A 17385-nucleotide genomic window follows, 5' to 3' on the forward strand; every position below is an offset into this window, starting at 1 on the left:
TACCCTGACGCAGTAATCTTCTGTATGAGCTCGTGCGAGTACGGACTCTGGTCGTAATCGATATACACAAGGTTGATATTCTTCACGTCGAAATTGGCAACCAAAGGCAGTATAATCAGTTGCATCATAGGTGCCACAAGCATCATTGCCAAGATCGTCTTATCTCGGAATATCTGCTTAAATTCTTTTTGGAGTATAAAGCTTAATACTTTCATTTCTTCTTTATTGTAATCTAATCTTAAACTTCTTCATTGCAAGGCTTAAGAAAATTACCGCCATTGCTATTAATATCAGCGTTTCTTTCCATACGTAAGTGAAATCTAATCCCTTGAGCATTACTTTCTTCACGATAGCGTAGTAGTAACTTGAGGGGAAGACTTTGGATATTCCCTGAAAGATGAGAGGCATATTCTCTATGGGGAACATAAAGCCGGTAAAGAAAGCCGTGGGCAACATCATTCCCATCATAGCGATGAGCATAGCGGTTTGCTGTGAGGCGGTAACGGTGGATATGAGTAGCCCCAACGACAAACAGATGATGATAAACAAGGTGCTTTCGGTGTATAGCAACAGCAGATTGCCACGTATCGGGACATCAAGCATATAGACCGATAGCAGGAGTATCACGGTGAAGTTGATGAGCGAGAGAATAAGGTAAGGCACGGCTTTGGCAATGAGTATCATTATAGGTTTGAAAGGCGATACCAAAAGGATTTCCATAGTGCCTAACTCTTTTTCGCGCACCACCGCTACCGAGGTGAGGGCAGTGCTCACTATCATAAAGACAAGCGCAATCACCCCAGGGACGAAGTTCATAGATCCATTCTGCTCCTCGTTGTATAACATTCGGTTTTCAACGGTTATCTGGTAGGGTAGTTGTACAGCGGGGTTCAGCTCTTGCTGATAGCTGGCTACCATAGTTGAGAAGTAGTTTTGCACCGTTTTAGCTGTATTGGGGTCGCTACCATCGGTGATGAGTTGTAGCGAGGTACCACTGGAGGTGTAGAGGTCTTTGCCGAAATCGGGAGGGAAGATGAGCGCGGCTTTTATAGTACCACGCTTGAATTGGTCTTCTACTTGATTGTAATGGAACAAAGGCTCCTTTAGCTTAAAATACGGGCTTGCCTGCAAGCGGTGTGTGATTTCTTGGCTATAGGTGTTGTTTGCCTCATCTAATACAGCGATACCAATATTCTTGACCTCGCTGCTGAGGGCTTGACCGAAAAGGATAATCTGCGCTATGGGGATACCAAAGAGTATCAATAGCGTGCGACGATCGCGGAATACGTGATAGAATTCCTTGCGTATAAAGGCGATGAGCTGTTTCATATTAATAGGTGGGCGAATTGCCATTCGCCCCTACGGGGTTATTCATTACGTTTTGCTTTACGGGCGAGTTGGTAGAACACCTCGTCCATTGAATGGGTATTAAACTGTGATTTAAGTCGGGTGGGCGTATCCATTGCTTCCACTTTGCCGTCTACCATTATGCTAATGCGGTGGCAGTATTCGGCTTCGTCCATATAGTGGGTGGTAACGAATACGGTGATGCCCTGTGCGGAGGCTTCGTATATCATATCCCAGAACTGACGGCGCGTGATGGGGTCTACGCCACCGGTAGGCTCGTCGAGGAATACGATTTCGGGACGGTGGAAGATAGCCACCGAAAAGGCGAGCTTCTGTTTCCAGCCTAGAGGTAGCGATCCTACGAGTTTATTGGCTTCAGCCTCCAAGCCGAGCTTGGTGATAAGGTCGGTACTGCGGGTTTTGATTTCCTTGCGACTCAAGCCATAGACACCTCCATAAAAGGTGATGTTTTCCTGCACGGTGAGGTTGTCGTAGAGCGAAAACTTCTGACTCATATAGCCGATGTGTTTCTTTATCTGCTCTTGCTCTCGATAGACATCGAAGCCTGCTACGGTAGCCTCGCCTGAAGTAGGGTAGGAGAGTCCGCAGAAGATACGTATAGCAGTGGTTTTCCCCGCACCATTGGCACCGAGGAAACCGAAGATTTCGCCTTTTTCAACGGTAAGGGAAATGTTGTTCACGGCTTTGAAATCGCCGAATTGCTTTGTTAGGTTATGACAGTGGATTGCGTTCATTTTTCTGATTTGGTGCGAGCCACACGGGCAATTATTATTAGTTTATTTGATTCTAATTGTTAGCTTCAACTTTGGCAAAGTTTAGGGATTATTAATTTGCCGATTTGTCATAGATGAGGGCGAATTGCCATTCGCCCCTACATCACCCTCCATTAGGCGGATAAAACTGTCCTCGATGGTGGGGGTAATGGCTTTCCATTCGAGGTGAGGGAAGGTGGTTTTCAGCTGTTGCTCGAATATGGGAATGTGGGTGTTTTCCTTGAGAGTAATGTGTAGGTACTCGCCAAAAGGGTAACAGTTATCAATGTTGGGATGCTCGCGCAGGTGCTTCAGCAGTGCGTACAGGTCGGGAGCCTTGATAGCATAGAGTGCGGTGGGGTACTGGGCTATGATTTGCTCGGGGGTGCTGGTGGAAAGCACCTTGCCTGATTGTATTAAGGCTATGCGGTCGCACAAGCTGGCTTCGTCCATATAAGGGGTGGAAACGAGTATGCTGATGCCTTGCTCCTTCAGTTTCTTCAGCATTTCCCAGAACTCTTTGCGTGAAACCACATCTACTCCCGTGGTGGGCTCGTCTAACAAAAGGACTTGGGGCTTGTGAATGAGGGCGCAACAAAGAGCTAACTTCTGCTTCATTCCCCCTGAGAGCTTGCCCGCGCGACGGTTGCTAAACGGCTTTATTTGCTCGTAAATATCCTTGATAAGGTCGTAATTCTCAGAAATAGTCGTACCAAAGACGGTAGCGAAGAAGGAGAGGTTCTCTTCGACAGTGAGATCTTGGTACAGAGAGAAGCGCCCAGGCATATAGCCCACGTGCTTGCGGATTTCCTTATAATCTTTGACGATATCCCAGCCCTCGATGCTTGCAGTGCCCTCATCAGGCAATAGGAGGGTGGTGAGCATACGAAAGACGGTGGTTTTGCCCGCCCCATCAGGACCGATGAGCCCGAAAAGTTCGCCCTTTTTAACTTCTAAGGAAAGGTGTTGCACGGCGTGGATATCGCCGTAGGACTTGCTGAGATTATGTATAGTGATGCTATTCATCTTTTGATTTACTGATTTGGTTATGAGCTACAAACTCTTTTCTTGGTAGGCACGATCCACAAGCTCGCGCTAGCAATTAGTTTAGGTATTTTTGGATAAGGGTAGATAAATAGGCTTTATCCACAGCAAACCATTGGCTTTCTTCTTTTTTATCTTGGTAACTCCAATGCTCGAAAAGGAACTTATCAGGTGTTGGAATAAGAGCTGCAATGTGTGAGTAATAGTATTCTCCTTCAGTAATAGGCTCATAACCTTTTATCACGCATTCACTAATAATCTCAAGGGTATCTAAACTAAAGGCATACCATATTCCTTGTGTACTGGAGAAAATACCAAAATGCTCGTCTACTTGCCATATATTAAGTATACCTTCACCATCAGTATCAGAGAGTTGTTTTTCTTTTAGTATCTCAAAATCGGGATAGGAAGCTAACATCAGTCTGTCATCAAAGTTAGTAAGAAGGGAACGATTGCCAAGAGGAAACATATATATGTAGCTATCAGGCAGTTTTTGATAGATTCTCAGTTCATTACCTTCTAAAGCAATATAGTAACTTTCTGACCAACCTGCACCATCTAATAAGGAAATGGTTACTTCATTTTCTTTAGGCAGATGGGTAAGCCATAAACTCGCTGCACCAAAAGGGTCTTCCATCTCCAATGAGGCTATAGTTTTGCCATTTTCATCAATAGCCATAAGAGTAAAAGTCTCATTCTCATTGTATAGGGCACACCATAGGTAGGTGTGATTTAGAGATTCTTCGTAATGGAGCACATCCCCTTTGATAAAGTACTCTTTACCTGTTTTTGTGTTCTTTACCGAGAGTCCTTCCTCGGTAAGAGTCATAAGTTTATCCCCACTGTTGAGTTTTTCGGGAATAGAAGTAAGGGTTTGATATTGTTCAATGTAAATCATAGTATAAAGGTTTCATTTTTCTTCTTTCTTCTTGTACCTAACCACAATAGAAGTATAAGTACCCACATTATAATACTTTTCAGGAAGTATTTTAGTAAAGTTAGCCCAATTGCTGGGTAATACTATTCATTTTTCTGATTTGTTAATTTGTCGGTTTTGCCAATGAGCTACAAGCTCTTTTTTTTGGTAGGCGCGAGCCTGTGGCTCGCGCCACCAGGGGTTATTTTCTTAAAATGATTGCCATTTAAGCAGTTGAAAATCATCTAAAATACATTCTTTTCTTGTATAATCGTTACGATAACTTATTTTGTTTTCCTCTATTTTGACAAAAGGATACCAATCATCTAAACAAGCAAATCTACTATGTTTAGGATCAATAATTAGGGTTACAACACCTAACCATTGATGAGGTTTCACGGCTTCTATTGATATAAAGAAACTTTCGATCGATTTATCTATACTTATTTGCTTGATATTTCTCAGGTAGCACCAATAGGGTAATTCATTGTTTGACTTAGGGAAATATACTGAACAAATCTCATCTCCGCGTGGAGGCTCTGTTCCATATCTTAGCAACATACACCCTCCTAAGTAGGCTACTTCGTATGTATACTCTGTAAGGAGGGTTATTCTACATTCTTCTATATCAAACATATTTACTAATTATTAGGTTACTTTTCGTTTTCTATATCAAGACAAAAGCAGAGGTCTTTGCCTTCGGGGTCTTTTTCTATGTAACAATCTTTTCGCAAGGGATAATCCCAATCGCCATTAAGGGTTTTTACTTTCTGATAAGGGGGTACGTATATCGTGCCTTTGTCCCAGAGAATTTGAGCATATAGTACTCCGTTGTAATAGGCATAATGCCCAAAAGGGTTCATTTCTTTTGAGGAATAACACGCCTGAAAGTTCTTACGACCATCGTAATCGCGTAGAGCTTGCGCTCCCATAAACTTCTGTGTAAAGCATTCGTTATCCTCACCGAGCTCGTTTTTGTACAATTCGTAGAATACAGGACGATCTTCTTCGAACGATACGTAATCTTCGGCACTTATGCGGTAATAGCGTTCATAGCCTGCTGCCCAACTTACAAGTACTTTCATCAAATGGGTTTTGAGTGCTTCACAATATCCTAAGGCAAAGAAATGTTCTCGGTCTACGAGTTCTTTAGTGAGCTTTATGTGTTCTATGAGTTTTAATTTCATTTTCAGTAAAATTGTTATATTTTTGCCACGAATTTAGATACTATACTTATATGCATTACCTATACCTCACATTAGCGATTGTTTTAGAGGTCTTAGCCACCGCTCTTTTAGGTAAATCGGAAGGGTTTAGCAAATGGTTGTTTGCTGTAGGCTCACTATTGTCTTATGGTGTTTGTTTTTATTTTTTATCCTTAGCCCTCAAGAATATTCCGTTGGGGGTAGCCTACGCTATCTGGTCGGGGGTAGGGATTGTACTGACAGCTATTGTGAGTATTCTTATTTTTAAGAACAAAATAGACTTGCCTTTTGTATTAGGTTCCCTGCTTATCATCGCTGGGGTGGTGGAGATTAACCTTTTTTCAAAGGCAAATGGACACTGATTGACTCGTTTTCTTACAGCGTGCAAACCATTATTTCATCTTCTTCGTTGGTCTTGACTATCTGAAAACCTAACTTTAAGTACAGCTTGCGGCCATAATTGGCTTTTTGTACCGACAGCGATACTTGCTTGTAGCCTTTGGTTTTGAGCAGGGTGAGCATCGCTTGCATTAGGGCTGTGCCTATGCCTTTTTGGCGGTAAGGGTACGGATATGGAAAGGGAGGGGGTATCATCGTCTACGTGTCCGTAATCGTTGATGATACGTACCCAAACAGCCCCTACAAGAGCGCCGTCTACTTCGGCTACTAAACAATAATCATCTTCTTCCCTACCGAAATGGGCGATGTATTTTTGTAGTTCGGGGTGATGTATGATGCTTCTATCGGGGGGTGTTATGCCTTCGAGAATGAAGATAGCATCGTAGAGAAAACCGTCTAAAAAGGGGTATTCATTGGGGTTGATGGCTCGGATATTCATACTTATTGTTTTTTATGTGTTATTAATCTTAAAGGAAGAGGTGGGCGAGAAGGCTGAGGAGTACTAGTGCTAAGGTGATGAGTGATAGGTTGAAGCTGGCTGTGCGCTTGTGTTGCCTCTTTCTAAGGCTGTGTTGGTACATAAAATTAAGGTTGGTTTCGGCTATTATTAGATAGATGAAAAATAGCGGGAATATTATATAAGTTATGATAAAAACGGCTTTGGATAGGATTATCGCAAGGGGTGAATGGTAGTAACTGGTGCATAGTGAGCGCGTTACTACTATAATAAGTGCGAGTATGGCTGCGGATGAAAACGCAATACTTAGGTATAAAGGTCGTTTTTTCATTTTTCAATTTACTATTTGAATAACACTTCACCGTACATTCCTATTTTGAGATAGCCGTCGTTTTTTACTTTGACTTTGATAGCATAGACGAGATTAGCACGTTCGGATTTGGTTTGTATCGTTTTTGGGGTAAACTCAGCTTTATTGGATATGTGGGTGATTTCGCCTTGATAGGTGCGATATTCGCCTTTGCCGGCATCGGTGCGCACGGTGACTTGCTGTTGTAGCTTGATTTGGGATAGTTGGTCGCCGGTGATGTAGGCTTTTAGGGTTAGTATATCGGTATTAGCGATTTTGTACAGAGGTTTTCCAAAGGTCTGCATTTCTCCTTTTAGGGCATAATTGACGAGCACCGTTCCCGCTATGGGGTTGATGATTTCCCCTTGGTTGATTTGCTCTTGAACGGCCTCGGCATTTTTTTGCAAGGGGGCTTCTTGGCTTAGTACATTTTGGTTCTGGGTGTTGATATTGGTGAGACTGACCTTTAGTTGGTTTTCGGTTACGGTGAGTTGCTTGCGGAGCTGGTCGACTAAAGCGGTGAGGTCATCCAATTGCTTTTGGGTAGCAGCGCCTCCTGCCACGAGTTGTCGCACACGGGTAAGCTCGCGCTCCTGCTGTTCGAGTTGTGCTTTCTGTACCTCGTATTGGCTACGAATGAGCGCTACTTGGTCGGCAGGGTTTAGGGTCTTCTCTTTGAGGGAAGAAATGGTAGCCTCGACCTGCTCTTTTTGGAGCTTGAGGACTTCGACGTTTATTTGCCCTACCTTTTGTCCTTCGGTGAGGGTCTTGCCTTCTTCTACGTTGTAGGCGATGAGTTGCCCTGTTTGCTGGGCGGAAACAATTACTTCGTCGGCAGTGAAGTTGCCAGAAGCATCGAACTGAGGTTTGTTGTTGCAGGCGATAAGAGCTGCAAGGGCGGTGATGAGTGTTATCTTTTTCATTTTCCTATGATTAATTGTTGTTGCTCTTGAGCTTGCAAGAGTTGTATTTTGTGAAGCGATAGCGTTTGTTGTGCAAGATGCCAAGCATTGACTTTCTGCAGGTATTCGTGGGTAGTGATGACCCCGTTGTCTAACTGTACTTCGGCTGCTTTGGCGACGGAATGGCGCAGGGTTACCGATGTTTCGTCTTGTTCTATTAGCTTTTGTAGCTTTTTGAGTTGCTCGGACTGCTGGGTAAGCTCGAGTTTTGTGTTGAGCAAGAAGGCTTGACGGTCGGTTGCGATACTTTCGCGATTCAGGCGCAAGATGTGTCTCTTACTCGACAGGTTGTATAGTGGACTTAAATTCCACTGCAAACGAAGCCCTGTGATGTAGTAGAAATCCGCTTGATTGTTGAGTATATTGAGCGTGGGACGCCCGTAACCGCCTTGGAAAAACGCACTGAGCTTAGGCATATATTCGCTGTTGAGCTGTTTTTCTTGGGCTTTGAGCAACGATTCCTGTAGCTGAAATCCCTTGAGTTCAGGGCGAAAAACTTCGGTGGATAGGGTTTGAGACTGGTACTGAGGCGCAGGCTGTGTGAGCTGGGAAGCGCTGGTGAGCTCTTTGTCTATAAAGGTAGACAGCATTTGCAAGTAGGTAGCTTGGGCGGCTTCGTACTCGGTGGTCTGCATTGCTACGCGGAGGATTTCGGCTTTGAGCTCATTGACATTGCTGGGGAGGGTAGTTCCGTTCTGCAGGGCTACTTCCGCCTTTTTGAGTTGCGACTCGAGCGTTTCGATATTGAGGCGGTTTTGCGATAACTGGGCATCGATGAGGAGCACCCCAAAATATAGGTTGCTCACACGCTGTTTTAGGGTGTATAACTGCGTTTCGACCGCTTGCGCTTGTACGGCATTCTGGGCTTTGGCGACTGCCTTCTGACTGTGAATTGCACCACCCCCATAGAGCAGTTGGCTTACCTCGCCCACGACCTTGTATTGCTCCTTGTCGATGGTAGGCAAAGAAACATTGGGCGGTAATGGAAGTACCCCCGCTACAGACTTGGAGAGGTCGGTTACTTCAGACTGGTAAGTGGCTTGCCCCAAGATAGAGATCTGCGGGAGGTAAGCACGATTGGCATTGGCAAGGGTATAGCCTTCGGTTTTGGCTACCAAATCGAGCTTTTTGACGGTAGGGTAATTCTCTCGCGCCAAGCGATAACAATCCTCCAAGGTAATTGTTTCTTGTGCGATACCTATTATGGGGAAGAGTAAAAGTAATGCTATAAATCTCATATATAGATGTTGTTTACGTTATACAGTATATTTAACCATTTGGTTAGGGTATGGATAAAAAATATATCTCCTCTTTATTCAGCTCTATTTGGGAGGAACAATATCGCTTTAATCCATTGAGGGATAAGGGATTTTCGCTGGAGCATTAGGGCTTTATACGCCTCTTTGTCGGTTCTGCTCAGGGCGGTAAAGATAGGCTGGGCGATGAAGGGGAATATCACTAAACTGATCACGTTGAGCACGGTGTGCATAAGGTTGGGTTCGGTGATTCGTCCTTGCGCTACTGCCTCGGCGTATTGGCGGGCTAAGACTGAGTGCTCTAACGCTTTAAGGATAGGGGTATTGGCAACAAAAGGTTCGGGGTTAGCACGCACCTCGTTGAACATAAAGGTCGGTAATTCAGGTTCTTCCAAGAGTAAATTGATGTAATTAGCCACTACTCGCTCTATTTTCTCTTCTAAAGAGGTGCTCTCATCGTTGAGGATAGTACCTACACCTTGAAAGAAATACGCTATTGTTTCGGTCATTACAATCTCAAAGAGTTTTTTCTTACTGCGGAAATAATAGTTGAGCATTGCGTGGTTGATACCAGCTTCCTCGGCAATATCACGGGTACGAGTGCCTGCATAACCCTTCTGGTGAAAGACTTTGCGAGCAGCAGCTTTGATGCGATCTTCAGTGGATGTGTCTTTAGTGTTACTCATTGTTGTTTGATTTCGGGGGCAAAGGTAAGTTAAACATTTGTATTAACCAAATGGTTGATGTTAAATCTTTGTTAATTGTGTGTTTATTGAATGAGGTAATAGGTTTGATAAGAGGAGTGAGATTTTTTACAAAAAGAGTTGTTGTAGGGAGGGAGGAGTGTAAGTTTTGTTCATCGTTATTTGCTAATTGCTAATTAATTTGTACCTTTGCGCGCGTGATGAGTATGAAAATATTAGAAACCCCTTATGGAATATGCCATTTGAGCGTTGTTCCTGTACGTTTAGAGCCCTCTGAAGGGGCAGGAATGCTTACACAATTGCTCTTTGGAGAATTGCTGCAAGTAATTGATAAAGAAGAACATTGGAGCTATGTGCGTTTGTTATTCGACAATGTAGAAGGCTGGGTAGCCAATAGTCAGTTTGTTGAAATTTCGGATAGGGATTATAAAAAATGTCTTAAGAAGAAAGAAAAATATGCTCACCGATGGCTTACGAAACTCCGTTTAAAGACTGGAGAAGACCTTTTTTTGCATATACCTAAAGGAGCGACTTTCTCTTACAATCACCTTTTACACACTTCACAATCTACCCAAAGAAATCTTCATCAAGGGATTATTCCTACTGCCTTAGAATATCTAAATGCACCTTTTTTAGCAGGAGGGAAGACACCTTTTGGTATAGATGCTTCAGGGCTTGTACAGATGGTGTTCAAACTTAATAATATGCACCTACCTCGTACGGCTGAGAAACAATCTAAGTGTGGGGAACTTGTTAGTTTTATAGAGGAATGTGAAGCAGGAGATTTAGCTTTTTTTGATGATGAAGAAGGAAATATCATTCACGTAGGGATATTGTTAGGCGACAATAAAATTATTCATTCTTTTGGAAAAGTAAGAGTCGATCGTTTAGATCATATTGGGATTTTTAATGATGAACTTAGAAATTACACACATCAGTTGCGACTTTTAAAAAGAATTATTTCTAAGTAACTATAATTCAAGAAGGTGAAATATTAATTATAAAATGTTAATTCTATGAAGATTGCTTTATTAGGATATGGTAAAATGGGCAAGACTATTGAACAAATAGCTGTTGCACGTGGACATCAAATTGTTTTGAAAATAGACAATGCCGAAACGCCTTATGATATTACAATAGCCGATGTAGCTATAGAATTTAGTACACCTAGTAGTGCTTTTGCAAATATCAGTAATAGTTTGAGACATAAGGTGCCTGTAGTGGCTGGCACTACAGGGTGGTTAGCTAAATACGATGAGGCGGTAGCGCTGTGCAAAGCACATCAAACAGCTTTTTTATATGCTTCCAACTTCAGTATAGGGGTAAATGTGTTTTTTGCTCTTAATAAAACTTTGGCTAAACTAATGTCAGGACTTAAGGATTATGAGGTAGCTATTGAGGAAATTCACCATACCCAAAAACTTGATGCCCCTAGTGGTACGGCAATAACTTTAGCAGAAGGTATCATTGCAGAAACTGATAAAACGGGCTGGCATTTAGATAAGGCTCGGGAAAACGAAATCTCAATTGTAGCCAAACGTATTGATAGTACACCAGGAACTCATATTATTACCTATGGCAGTGAAGTGGATACTATAGAAATCAAACATACAGCTCACAATCGCAATGGTTTTGCTCTTGGAGCTGTGATGGCAGCTGAATGGATTGTAGGAAAACAAGGAGTATTCAAAATGGGAGACGTACTTGGAATTAACAATTAATATAGACCTTTAAAAGGGTATAAAACTCAATGAATTTTTTTTAATACACCAATTTTCTTTAAGGAAATGGCATTATCTTTGTAACTTTAGAACTCAGAATTTTAAACTAAAAATGTATAAAATTATTTTTTCGGATATTGATGGTACTCTTTTAAGTGGCTTGAGAACATTGTCACAAGCTACTATTACAGAGGTGAAGCGTCTCAAAGGAAAACTCCCTTTCGTTTTAGTATCATCACGTATGCCTAAACAAATGTACCACTTACAAAAAGATTTAGATATAATCGGTTTACCTCTTATAGCCTATAATGGTGGGTTAGTGCTCAATGGAGAGAAAGTATTGCACTCTGTAGCTATTTCTCTTCAGGTATTGGAAGAAGTCGTAACCCTCAACGAGCAGGTACTTTCTTCGCAAATACATATTAGCTTTTATTACAATGATGAGTGGTATGTGCCTCAATACGACCAGTGGGCAGAACGAGAAGAACGAAATACATTAGTAACTCCTATAGTGCGATCTAATCGCGAAGTACTTACTCAATGGCAACAAGCGGGACACGGAGCTCATAAACTGATGTTGATGGGAGAAGAAACTCTTATAGACCAAATGTTTCTGTTATTGAATGAAAAGTATGCTCACACAATGCAAATTTATCGTGCAAAAGAAACTTATATAGAAGTATCGGATATAAGCATTTCTAAACTCACAGGCGTGAAGGTAGTTTTAGATGAAATATATCATTTGCCACTAAGTGAAGCAATTGCTTTTGGCGATAACTATAACGATTTAGAGATGCTAAAAGGAGTAGGATGTGGGGTTGCAGTAGATAATGCACGTGAAGAAGTAAAAGCAGTTGCCAAACATATAACACTACATCATACTAAAGATGGGGTAGCGGCTTTCTTAAAACAATTAATAATTAATAATAACAATTAAAGATGGTATATTTATACATTTTAATTATTGCACAGCTCATCAATGGGCTATTTTTTTGGAAAGGTTATGAAAAAGCAGGTTACAAAGCTTGGCAAGCCTTTGTACCTTTTTATAATACTGTCATCTTTTTACGTATCATTTCACGTCCGTGGTGGTGGGTATTCTTGTTGTACTTACCTGTGATAGGTAATATTATGGTAGTAGTGATGACCTATGAATGGTTGCACGTGTTTAACTATCGTAAAAAACGCTATACATTACTTTCGGTAGTTACTTTAGGGTTATTTGCAGCCTATGTAACCTATTTGCCATCTACTCACTATGTAGGAAAAGATGTAGAGGTTATTAAGAAAAACGTATCATCTTGGGTGAGTGCCGTACTCTTTGCAGTGGTAGCAGCATCGGGTATTCACACCTATTTCATACAACCTTATATGATTCCTACTTCTTCCTTAGAAAAAACACTTTTAGTAGGTGATTTCCTCTTTGTGAGCAAGTTCCATTACGGAGTGCGTGTGCCTATGACGCCTTTATCATTACCTATGGTACACGATTCTATTCCTGTAATAGGTACAAAATCGTACATCAAAACACCACAATTACCTTATTTGCGTTTGCCAGCTTTGCAAAAAGTACACCGAAATGATATTACTGTATTCAACTGGCCTACTGATACGGTAAGATACTTCCGCGATAATTCGGGTATTCACGTTGATAAACCTATTGATAAGAAATCAAACTATGTGAAACGCACAGTAGCTATCCCAGGTGATGTACTTGAGATAAAAGATGGTGATGTATGGATCAATGGCAAAAAAGAAATTTACCCTGTACGTGCTAAACTACAAACATCGTATATAGTGGTGACACAGCCTAATTTGTTTAACTCTATAGAAGAAGTTTGGAGTGCTATGTACCAACAATTTGGTGTGACCGATCGCGCTTATCCTATCAATAACGACACCTATATTTTTTCTTCTCTTACTGACGATGTGGCAAAAGCATTAGCTGCCAATCCTAATATTGTATCTGTAACTCGCAATGTGAATAAGGCGGGAGTGTACAATAAGGCTATCTTCCCTCATACTCCTGCATTCCCTTGGAATGAGGATAATTATGGTCCCATTACCATCCCTGCTAAAGGAAAAAGTGTAACACTTACTATTGAGAATTTACCTTTGTATAAACGCATTATCAGCGTGTATGAACACAACCAATTGGAAGTAAAAGGTAATGAGATTTATATCAATGGACAGAAATCTAATAGCTATACCTTTAAACAAGGCTATTATTGGATGATGGGTGATAATCGCCATAATTCTGAAGATAGCCGTTTTTGGGGTTTTGTACCTGAAGATCACGTATTAGGAAAACCAGTACTCGTTTGGATGAGTTTAGACCAAAACGCTTCAGGCTTTAAGAAAATACGTTGGAATCGTCTGTTCACCACTGTGAATGGTGATGGAGAGCCCGTATCGTATCGTTATATCGTGTTTGCTTTGCTCGGTTTGTGGTTAGCTTATAGTTTGCTGAAAAAGAAAAAAGAAAAAGAATAAATGGTAACACAAGTATTATTGCACCCCACTTATTTTCCTTCAATAGCTCAATTTCATTTGATATTGAACAACCCTTGTGTATTAGAAGTTTCGGATAATTATCAGAAGCAAACTTTGCGCAATAGGGCTTATATTTATGGTGCGAATGGTAAACAAGCCCTTAATTTACCTATCAAACACGTAGGAGGGGATACTGGCAGACAGCTGTTTAAAGATGTAAAGGTAGAAAATAATTTTCCTTGGCAACGATTGCATTGGAAGAGCTTAGAAACTGCCTATCGCACTTCACCTTATTTTGAGTATTACGAGGACGATTTGGCACGTATTTTTGAAAAACAATACACTTATTTGCTCGATGTAAATCTTGATACTATTGAAACTATTTTAGCGTGCCTCTTGGTACATATCAATTTTGATAAAACAAAAGGGTATGAAGCCGAGCCTCAAGAAGTGAATGACTATCGTTTTTTAAGTAGTGCTAAAAAAGAATATCCTATAACAATGCCTCTTTATCATCAGATATTTTCAGATAAACATGGATTTATATCTAATTTATCAATATTAGATTTGTTATTTCATGAAGGTCCTAATACCCAAGAGTATTTAGAAAAGGTTGTTGTCTAGTGTGTAAGTATGCGTTAAAGAATGTGTAATTACACATTTTTTCATAAGCTTTGAAAATGAAAAATTTAGTTGATTTTTATTTAAGAAGCTGATAATTAGAAAAGTTTGCTCAATATTGGATAAGGTGAAGATTTTGGCACAGAGTTTTCTTTATAATTGATAGAAAAACTAAATTAAATATCATCATAATTAATTGATGTAATACTTATTAAAATAAATTTTATGTAAAAACTTTATTACTATACTAAATAGTAATAACATTTTTTATTTAGAATTTTTTTTATTTTTGGAGTTAGTAGTAGTATTTATATGCATTGTGAAAAAGGCTCTCTAAGCAATTAGGGAGCTTTTTTTGTTTTGTTAGTATTGTATTACTACAAATCTAAAATCAAATGGATTGAAGTTTCTTACGAATTTAGGGATGAGTTCTTTGCCTTTTTGTAAATAGAAATCAGTAAAATTAGAAAAACGTTCTTGTAAGACACCATTAGGGAAGAGCTCGCTTTGCAAAATAGTAGTGCGTGCTAATTCATCTGCAAGCTTTCTTTTTTGAGCTCTTAAAAGGCGTCTTTCGAGTTTGTCTAAACTTTTTAATTGTCGGACTTCTTCCGCTTTCACTGCATTTTTAAAGGTAATATCAGTATATTCGGCTAATTGGTATAGATGAGTGAATTGCTTTTGGAGTAATTCTTTTTCAGGGGTAAAATCTATAGGAAATTCACTGAGTTGTCGTACTTTTTTATTCTTTAACTCTTCTGTTTTCAAGAACAAATCATTTATTGAAAGCTGTAGTTTTTGCATTTTCTCAGCTTGTCGTTGTGAAACGAGCATTGCCGAATTGCGCAACATCAGTATGGGGAAGGGTACTTTTTCCTCATTAAAAAATCCTTTTAATTCTAACCAATAAGCTATTTCTCCACCACCGCCTATATAAGCCAAATTAGGCAATATCACCTCTTGATACAAAGGGCGCAAGATAACGTTAGGAGAAAACCGTTCAGGATAGGTATTGAGTTCTTCTAAAATAGCTTCTTTAGAAAAGCGAATATTTGTATTGTGTACCTCAAAACCTTCGGTGGTACGTATGATGCGATGTCTGCCGTTAGGGGTGAGGTAGAACATATTCACCTCACGTGGGTTTACTTGCACAGGATAAGTACTATTCACCTTTTGTAAAGCCTCAATACTTTTAGTTACTTCACGATGAGCAACACTGTATAACAAATCATTGCTTATATAGGGGATAAATTCCTTTTTTAAAGCTTTGTCGTTACCGTCGATTACCACCACTCCATAATCTTCAAATAGGGCATTTACTAAATAGCGAGTAGCTTCAGATAAATTATTGTTTTTTAGATAACTATCGCGGAAGAGAGCTCGCAATTCATCAGCATTTTTACCCAATCCTATTGCTCTATCAAACGTTTGAAATACCGCTTCGAGTGTATTGGTGGAAAAGTTGCCCGTTGCTCCTGTTTGGTCGCTATTCCAACAGATGGTGCGATTGCTGAGGTGAAAATGGTTGATTTCCTCAAAATCGTGATCTTCTGTAGCCATCCAATACACAGGAACAAAATGTTTATCGGGGTACTTTTCAGTGAGCTGTCTAACAGTATTAATTACTGAAATTATCTTGAAAATAAAATAAAGATGCCCTGTAAAAAGACTCAACTGATGTCCTGTAGTAACTGTGAACGTATTACTTTGAGCTAAAAGTTCTATATTTTTGAGTACTTTAGGGGTCGTTTTTAGCTCGGCGTATTGTGCTTTTAAGCTACTTACTAAAACATTGCGTTTTTCTTGACTAAAATCAGCTTCTTTTTCAGTTATTTGCTTTTCAAATTCTGTTATTGAAGGAAAGTGATTGTAGAAAGGGCGTAGTTTTTCTTGCCCATCTACATAATCGGTGATGAGCGTAGAGAAAAACCGAATATTGGAGTAAGGAATATAAGCGGAAATCATACGCTTGAAGTATTTTTATTCGTCGTCTAATGAAGAATCGTCGGGGATATCTAAACCGCCTACCCCTATTTCATCGTCATTATTGTTCATAAAGTCGTCGTCCTCGTCGAAGTTTTCCATTGTATCGGCTAAACGAGTACTTACTTTCACTAAATAGATAGTGTCCTCGGTGCGTATTTCTAAGGCATCAACGGTCTCATTTTTGGCGTTTTTAAAACGAATTACATCTGCATCAGTATACCCATCAGGGTATTTTTCTACTAACATAGAGAGAATCTCATTGGTTAGTTTGTTGTAGTCTACTATTATGCGTTTCATATTAATATTACTTTTCACGGGGCGAAAGTAAGTTAAATTTTATAATTACAAAATAAAAAACGTATTTTTTTTTAATTTGTAGTATCTTTGCCCTCGAAAAATGCTTATGATTTCTAAGAAAATTAAACTATGAGTATACAATTATTTTATCACCCAGCACTGCAATTAGATAGTACAAATTGCTTTTTTGATAAGGAAGAAAGTCAGCATATAGTAAAGGTATTGCGCAAAAAAGTGGGTGATGTGTTACATATTACTAATGGTAAGGGACAACTTTTTGAAGCACAATTAGATTTTGCGTCTCCTAAACAATGCGAAGTAAGAATACTGAAATGCACTACCCAATCACCGCGTTCTTATTATTTACACTTGGTAGTAGCTCCTACCAAAATGAATGAACGTTATGAATGGTTTTTAGAGAAAGCTACTGAAATAGGGGTAGATGAAATTACACCTATTATTTGTGAACATTCTGAGCGTACGACTATTAAAGTAGAGCGTTTTGAGAAGATACTTCTTTCGGCGATGAAGCAATCGCTGCAATGTTATTTGCCTAAACTCAATGCTCCTATTGCATCAACTCAGTTTTTTAAAGTGATAAAGACAGATACTTCAGCTAAATATATAGCCCATTGTTACGAAAATGAGAAGCGGTTGTTCTCACGAACACTCACTCCGTTCCCTGAGCGTATCACAGTACTAATAGGACCTGAAGGTGATTTTTCAACAACTGAACTCAACACCGCTTTACAACAGGCGTTTGTGCCTATATCATTGGGTGATACGCGTTTGCGTACCGAAACAGCAGCCGTAGTAGCTTGCCATACAGTAGCCGTACTTAATGAACTCCAATAG

The 17385-nt window shown here is 40.1% G+C and carries 19 protein-coding genes and 2 pseudogenes; 7 read left to right on the top strand and 14 right to left on the bottom strand.

Features of this window, described 5'->3' with window-relative positions; translation table 11 throughout:
• The 7 genes and pseudogenes from Q0162_RS02865 to Q0162_RS02895 all read right to left on the bottom strand — a co-directional run.
• A pseudogene (locus tag Q0162_RS02865) lies at positions 1 to 215 on the bottom strand (ABC transporter permease); the annotation flags it as partial.
• Between the two features lie 7 nt (positions 216 to 222).
• Positions 223 to 1353 carry an ABC transporter permease gene (locus tag Q0162_RS02870; protein ID WP_297888816.1) on the bottom strand — a complete coding sequence of 377 codons (1131 nt, stop codon included), beginning with the start codon at positions 1351 to 1353 and terminating at the stop codon, positions 223 to 225.
• Between the two features lie 14 nt (positions 1354 to 1367).
• On the bottom strand, positions 1368 to 2102 hold the full coding sequence (locus Q0162_RS02875) for an ABC transporter ATP-binding protein (RefSeq protein WP_203137231.1): 735 nt from the start codon (positions 2100 to 2102) through the stop codon (positions 1368 to 1370).
• Positions 2103 to 2183: 81 nt separating this feature from the next.
• On the bottom strand, positions 2184 to 3146 hold the full coding sequence (locus Q0162_RS02880) for an ABC transporter ATP-binding protein (RefSeq protein WP_297888823.1): 963 nt from the start codon (positions 3144 to 3146) through the stop codon (positions 2184 to 2186).
• Positions 3147 to 3222: 76 nt separating this feature from the next.
• Positions 3223 to 4062, bottom strand: coding sequence for a hypothetical protein (locus Q0162_RS02885; protein ID WP_297888827.1), 840 nt, complete (start codon positions 4060 to 4062; stop codon positions 3223 to 3225).
• A 228-nt stretch (positions 4063 to 4290) separates the two neighbouring features.
• The gene (locus Q0162_RS02890; RefSeq protein ID WP_297888829.1) at positions 4291 to 4716 is read right to left on the bottom strand and encodes a hypothetical protein; all 426 of its coding nucleotides are present in this window, start codon (positions 4714 to 4716) and stop codon (positions 4291 to 4293) included.
• Between the two features lie 17 nt (positions 4717 to 4733).
• Positions 4734 to 5267, bottom strand: a complete 534-nt coding sequence (locus tag Q0162_RS02895; protein ID WP_297888832.1) for a hypothetical protein — start codon at positions 5265 to 5267, stop codon at positions 4734 to 4736.
• 50 nt (positions 5268 to 5317) lie between these two features.
• On the opposite strand from Q0162_RS02895, the gene Q0162_RS02900 reads away from it, so the two are divergent.
• Positions 5318 to 5647: a multidrug efflux SMR transporter gene (locus Q0162_RS02900; RefSeq protein WP_297888835.1), complete on the top strand. Its 330-nt coding sequence runs from the start codon at positions 5318 to 5320 to the stop codon at positions 5645 to 5647.
• Between the two features lie 13 nt (positions 5648 to 5660).
• Here the strand turns inward: Q0162_RS02900 and Q0162_RS13265 are convergent.
• From Q0162_RS13265 to Q0162_RS02925, 5 genes and pseudogenes are all read right to left on the bottom strand, one after another.
• A pseudogene (locus Q0162_RS13265) lies at positions 5661 to 6123 on the bottom strand (N-acetyltransferase family protein).
• Between the two features lie 28 nt (positions 6124 to 6151).
• Positions 6152 to 6472 (bottom strand): hypothetical protein, encoded by a 321-nt coding sequence (locus tag Q0162_RS02910; protein ID WP_297888838.1) that lies wholly within the window; start codon positions 6470 to 6472, stop codon positions 6152 to 6154.
• Between the two features lie 11 nt (positions 6473 to 6483).
• Positions 6484 to 7413 (bottom strand): HlyD family efflux transporter periplasmic adaptor subunit, encoded by a 930-nt coding sequence (locus Q0162_RS02915; RefSeq protein ID WP_297888841.1) that lies wholly within the window; start codon positions 7411 to 7413, stop codon positions 6484 to 6486.
• Positions 7410 to 8690, bottom strand: a complete 1281-nt coding sequence (locus Q0162_RS02920) for a TolC family protein (protein ID WP_297888844.1) — start codon at positions 8688 to 8690, stop codon at positions 7410 to 7412. Before Q0162_RS02920 ends, Q0162_RS02915 begins: the two co-directional genes overlap by 4 nt.
• 74 nt (positions 8691 to 8764) lie before the next feature.
• On the bottom strand, positions 8765 to 9394 hold the full coding sequence (locus Q0162_RS02925; protein WP_297888847.1) for a TetR/AcrR family transcriptional regulator: 630 nt from the start codon (positions 9392 to 9394) through the stop codon (positions 8765 to 8767).
• 218 nt (positions 9395 to 9612) lie between these two features.
• Between Q0162_RS02925 and Q0162_RS02930 the strand changes: the two genes are divergently transcribed.
• The 5 genes from Q0162_RS02930 (at position 9613) to Q0162_RS02950 (ending at position 14250) form a co-directional block, all read left to right on the top strand.
• The gene (locus Q0162_RS02930; RefSeq protein ID WP_297888850.1) at positions 9613 to 10383 is read left to right on the top strand and encodes a C40 family peptidase; all 771 of its coding nucleotides are present in this window, start codon (positions 9613 to 9615) and stop codon (positions 10381 to 10383) included.
• 45 nt (positions 10384 to 10428) lie between these two features.
• The gene (gene dapB / locus Q0162_RS02935) at positions 10429 to 11133 is read left to right on the top strand and encodes a 4-hydroxy-tetrahydrodipicolinate reductase (protein ID WP_297888853.1); all 705 of its coding nucleotides are present in this window, start codon (positions 10429 to 10431) and stop codon (positions 11131 to 11133) included.
• Between the two features lie 112 nt (positions 11134 to 11245).
• Positions 11246 to 12070, top strand: a complete 825-nt coding sequence (locus Q0162_RS02940; protein WP_297888856.1) for an HAD family hydrolase — start codon at positions 11246 to 11248, stop codon at positions 12068 to 12070.
• Positions 12071 to 12072: 2 nt separating this feature from the next.
• Positions 12073 to 13626 carry a signal peptidase I gene (lepB, locus tag Q0162_RS02945; RefSeq protein ID WP_297888859.1) on the top strand — a complete coding sequence of 518 codons (1554 nt, stop codon included), beginning with the start codon at positions 12073 to 12075 and terminating at the stop codon, positions 13624 to 13626.
• Positions 13627 to 14250, top strand: a complete 624-nt coding sequence (locus tag Q0162_RS02950; protein ID WP_297888862.1) for a WbqC family protein — start codon at positions 13627 to 13629, stop codon at positions 14248 to 14250.
• A gap of 360 nt (positions 14251 to 14610) precedes the next feature.
• On the opposite strand, the gene bshC is transcribed toward Q0162_RS02950, so the two are convergent.
• Together bshC and Q0162_RS02960 are read right to left on the bottom strand one after the other, a co-directional pair.
• Entirely contained in the window at positions 14611 to 16212 is a 1602-nt protein-coding gene (gene bshC / locus Q0162_RS02955; protein WP_297888865.1) for a bacillithiol biosynthesis cysteine-adding enzyme BshC, read from the bottom strand.
• 15 nt (positions 16213 to 16227) lie between these two features.
• On the bottom strand, positions 16228 to 16530 hold the full coding sequence (locus tag Q0162_RS02960; RefSeq protein ID WP_297888868.1) for a hypothetical protein: 303 nt from the start codon (positions 16528 to 16530) through the stop codon (positions 16228 to 16230).
• A 129-nt stretch (positions 16531 to 16659) separates the two neighbouring features.
• Here Q0162_RS02960 and Q0162_RS02965 point away from each other — a divergent pair, with 129 nt between their 5' ends.
• Positions 16660 to 17385 (top strand): 16S rRNA (uracil(1498)-N(3))-methyltransferase, encoded by a 726-nt coding sequence (locus tag Q0162_RS02965; RefSeq protein WP_095897744.1) that lies wholly within the window; start codon positions 16660 to 16662, stop codon positions 17383 to 17385.

Source organism: uncultured Capnocytophaga sp. (assembly GCF_937936315.1).
Taxonomy (GTDB): domain Bacteria; phylum Bacteroidota; class Bacteroidia; order Flavobacteriales; family Flavobacteriaceae; genus Capnocytophaga.